Below are 4,133 nucleotides of genomic sequence, written 5' to 3' on the forward strand. Positions count from 1 at the left end.
CCGCCCGCGCCCGCGGGGGGCGGGCGCGGCCCGGGCGCCCCCCCGGCCGCCGCCGGGGCCGCGATCGGCGCGATCGCGCCGGCCGGCAGGGTGATGGTGCCCAGGCTCAGGCTGAGGCCCAGCGACAGCGCCGTCAGCATGGGGCCGTACGTCGCGATGGGCGAGACGACCTCGTAGGCCGCGAAGAAGAACAATGGACCGTAGGCCACCAGTGCCGCAGCGGGATTCGTGGCGAACGCGGTGATGATCTGCCGCAGCGTCCCCACCGGGTTCTGCAGCAGCGCCTCGAATTCGCCGAACCCCTCCTGGTAGAGGTTCAGGTAGGTCTGCACCAGTTGGCCGAGCCAGGACAGCGGGTTGGTCTGCGCGGCGGTGTTGCTTCGGTCCAGATTCACGATCGACGGTGCGGGCGCGGTCCGCGGCGCCGAGGCCAGCGCCGTACCGGAGGCCGCCTGGTAGGCGCTCATCGCAGTGGCCGCCTGCACCCACATCCGCACGTAGTCGGCCTCGTTGAGCGCGATCGGAACGGTGTTGACGCCGAAGAAATTCGTCGCGACCAACACCGCGTGAATCATGTGGTTGGCCGCCAGTTCCGCCGGCGTCGGCATCGCCGCCAGCGCGCCGGCGTAGGCCATCGCCGCGGCCTCGTGCTCCGCGGCGACACCCGCGCTGTCGGCGCCGGCCTGCTGCAGCCACGCCAGGTACGGCAGGTGCGCCGCCGCGTATTGCCCGGCGCTGGGCCCCTGCCAGGCGCCCGCCTGCACCGATCCGATCAGCCCACCCAGCTCGGCGGCCGCCGCGGCGTATTCGGTGCTGAGCGCGCTCCACGCGCCGGCGGCCGCCAACAGCGGACCCGGCCCCGGACCGGTGTTCAGCATCGCCGAATGCGCTTCCGGCGGTGTGGCCATCCAGATGGGCGAGCTCATGTCTCAGCCGCCCGTGACCCCGTACGTGGCGGCCGCGGCGGCGTCGCCCGCGAAATAACTCGCGCCGGAGTCGCCCACGCCCACCCCGGCGCGGCCGAGTTCTTCGACGCCCTGGGCCGCGACGGCCGCGTGTTCCTGGCCCTGGGCGCTGAAGCCGGCGGCCGTCTGCAGGGACACCGGGTCCGCCGCCGGCGGCACCACCGCGGTTATCGCCGGGGCCGCCGCCGCATGCGCGGCCGCCAGCCGCGCCGTCAGCGCCTGTACCGCCGCGCTCGCGGCGGCCAGGCCCTCGGGAACCACTCGCAACGTCATGGCTACTCCTCCTGTAGTCGTTCTGTCCCGAACTCACCGACCATCGCCGACTCGGCGGCCAGCGGGTTGACCAACTGCACGTAGGTGGCAGTCTCGCTGTCGCCCAACAGGATCGCGCGCCCCGCGGGCAGCCGGCAGAACCGCTGGCCGCGGATCTTGCCGCCGTCCTGCGGGTTGCCCGCGAGCATCAGCGTGGTCGCCTGCAGGTCGTTGAAGCGGCGCAGCAACGGGTTGGTCATCAGCGCGTGGCCGGAGCCGCTGGCGCGGGCGGTGACGATCACCCGCAGCCCCAGATCGCCGGCCTGCGCGAGCAGCCCGATCAGCGGGGTCCACGGACGCTGCCCGACGTAGGGGCCGTGGACGGCCGGCGAGTCCGGCACCTGGTCGACGTCGTCGATGATCAGGTAGTGCGTGTGGCCCTGGTAGGTCCATCGGGAGAGCTCGGCCGCCGACATGCCGGCCGGGGGGCGGCGCGCTTCGATGAGGTGGGCCAGCCCGAGCATCGCCGGGATGATCCGGTCGACGTTCGCGGTGTACTCGTTGTCACCGAACAGCGGCTCGTCGACCAGGTGCAGCCGCCGGTCCAGCACGGTGAAGGCCACCTGGTCCGCCGTGGAGTGCTCGCGCACGGTGCGGATGATGTGGCGCAGCAGCGTGGTCTTGCCGGAGCGGCTGTCGCCGAACACCATCAGCAGCGGGTTGGCGGCGAAGTCGAGCACCACCGGCGCCAGGTCCTCCTCGCGCTGCCCGATCACCACGCGTTCGCCGCCCCGGTGGAGCGCCCCGACCGCGGCGGGCGAAAGGTCGTCGGGCAGCAACCGGACCGGCGGGGCGGACATGCCCGGGTAGCGGGCGTTGATCGCCGCCACCTGGTCCAGCTCCGGCTGGGCGAACAGGAAGTGCTCGGCGGCCATCGTCAGCCCGCGACCCGGCTGGTCGTGCGGGACGGCGTCGGCGGGCCGGCGCAGCGCACCGACCACCCGCACGTTGCTGTCCCGCGCGTCGTGCAGCCGCAGCTCGAGCCGCAGGCCCAGGCCGTCGCGCATCGCCAGCGGCACCTCCAGCCAGCTCGGTGTCGTGATGATCACGTGGATGCTGTAGGCCAGCCCGATGTTGACCAACTCGGTCACCTTGGCCAGCAAGGGGTTTCGGGTGTTGAACTGGTCGGTGTTGTCCCGGCCGAAGGCGTAGATGTTGTCGATGACCAGGAACACCTCGCCGAAGCCGTCGTCGGGCGCCGATCCGTGCCTGTCGCGGAACACCTCCCGCTGTTGCCGGGACCGGAGCAGCTGCTCGATCTCGCCGAAGGTGCGCCGGATCCGTTCGGGCTCCAGCGGCGAGGCGACGCTGCCGACGTGGGCCAGCCCCTCCAGCGCCCGCAGCTGCCCGCCGCCGTAGTCGAGGCAGTAGAACGTGACGTCGCGCGGTGAGTGCAGGCTGGCCGCCGACATGACGAACGTCTGCAGGGCCGTCGATTTCCCGGACTTGGCGCCCCCGTGGATGACCACGTTGCCCGCCGACGACGTGGCGTCGAAAACCAACGGGTCGCGCCGCATCTCGAACGGCTTGTCGATCTCCCCCAGCGGCCAGCGCCACTGCCGTTGCGGCAGGCCGGCGCGCGCCAGCACCGCGGTCAGTCCGATCGGCTCGTCCAGCGGCGGCAGCCACAGCTGCGGCGCCCGCGGCCCGCAGCGCGCCAGCTGCTCGCCGATGGTGGCGATCAGCTTGCGCGGCGGCCCGGCCACGTCCTGCGGCCCGGCCGGAGAGACCACCGTGTCCTGATCCGGTTCCACTCTCCCGGCCGTGAACAGTCTTGGTTCCGGGGCGGCCTGCACCACAAAGGATTTCGCCCGCCGCGGCGGATCGTAGATGCCGTCGACGTAGGTGCTGCGGAACTTGATCGGCGCGGCGCCGGGCGCGGGAACCAGGAAGCCCACCCCCTTGTGTTCCTTACCGGACTCGATGTGGTAGGCGTCCTCCACGCCGATGATCTGACGAGAAACGCTGGGACTGGCCACTTTCAGCCCGATGCGGTAGGAGGTGTTCTTGTCAATGTCCTTGATCTTGCCGACGTCGAGCGTCTGCGACGCGAACAGGATGTGGATGCGGAACGAGCGGCCCTTGCGCGCCACGTAGTCGAACAACTCGGCGTATTCGGGGTGATCGGCCAGCATCAGGGTGAACTCGTCGGCGACCACGAACAGCGTCGGGATGGGCGGCAGGTCGGATGCGCCGGCATCGCGGGCATTCTCGTACTCGGTCACCGAGTTGAACGCGCTGCCCTGCACCCGACGGCCCGCCTCGCGCAGCAGCGTCTCGCGCCGCGCCACCTCCCCGCGCAGCGTGTCGGCGAACCGGTCGGCCAGCGACTTCTTCTCAGCCATGTTCGAGATCACCGCGACAACCTGGGGGAAATCGCGGAAGCTGTCGGCACCGGCCTCTCCCTTGAAGTCGGCGTAGATGACGATCAGCCGGTCGGCCGGATGGGTCGTCAACAGCGACAACAGGATCGACATCAGGGTCTGCGACTTGCCCGAGCCGGTCATGCCGATCATCAGGCCGTGCGGCCCCATCCCGCCCTCGGCCTCGTCCTTGAGGTCGAACATCAGCGGCTCGCCGCTCGCGGTCACGCCGATGGGCACGCGCAGCTCCTCGTCGCGGCGGCGCGGCGCCCACAGCGTGGCCACGTCCAGCTGCGACGCGTCACCGATCCCGAACAGCGTGGTGAACGCCGCGCCGCGGGTGGCCGCCGAGCGCAGCCCGGTGTGGGTGGGGTTGGAGTCCCAGCGCGACAACTGCCGGGCCAGGTGGGCGGCGTCGTCGGCGCCGAGTTGGTCGGCGTTGTCGATGTAGGGCTGCCAGCCGCCGGTCTGCCAGCGTTCGATGGCACCCGCC

The 4,133-nt window shown here is 71.5% G+C and carries 3 protein-coding genes; all 3 read right to left on the reverse strand.

Translation table 11 applies throughout. The features are described from left to right. A partial coding sequence (locus FPZ47_RS26695; protein WP_145039727.1) for a PPE family protein occupies nt 1-926 on the reverse strand: 926 nt, incomplete at its 3' end. Between the two features lie 3 nt (nt 927-929). Continuing rightward, nucleotides 930-1,238, reverse strand: a complete 309-nt coding sequence (locus tag FPZ47_RS26700) for a PE family protein (protein WP_144957172.1) — start codon at nt 1,236-1,238, stop codon at nt 930-932. Nucleotides 1,239-1,240: 2 nt separating this feature from the next. Beyond that, on the reverse strand, nt 1,241-4,133 hold a 2,893-nt coding region (gene eccCb / locus FPZ47_RS26705; RefSeq protein WP_145039730.1), incomplete at its 5' end, for a type VII secretion protein EccCb.

Origin of the sequence: Mycobacterium helveticum, from assembly GCF_007714205.1 — a bacterium.
Classification (GTDB): Bacteria; Actinomycetota; Actinomycetes; order Mycobacteriales; family Mycobacteriaceae; genus Mycobacterium; species Mycobacterium helveticum.

What these genes read in the sequence shown, in the direction of transcription:
- FPZ47_RS26700 (WP_144957172.1), bottom strand. Translation starts at nt 1,238, where the DNA reads ATGACGTTGCGAGTGGTTCCCGAGGGCCTGGCCGCCGCGAGCGCGGCG.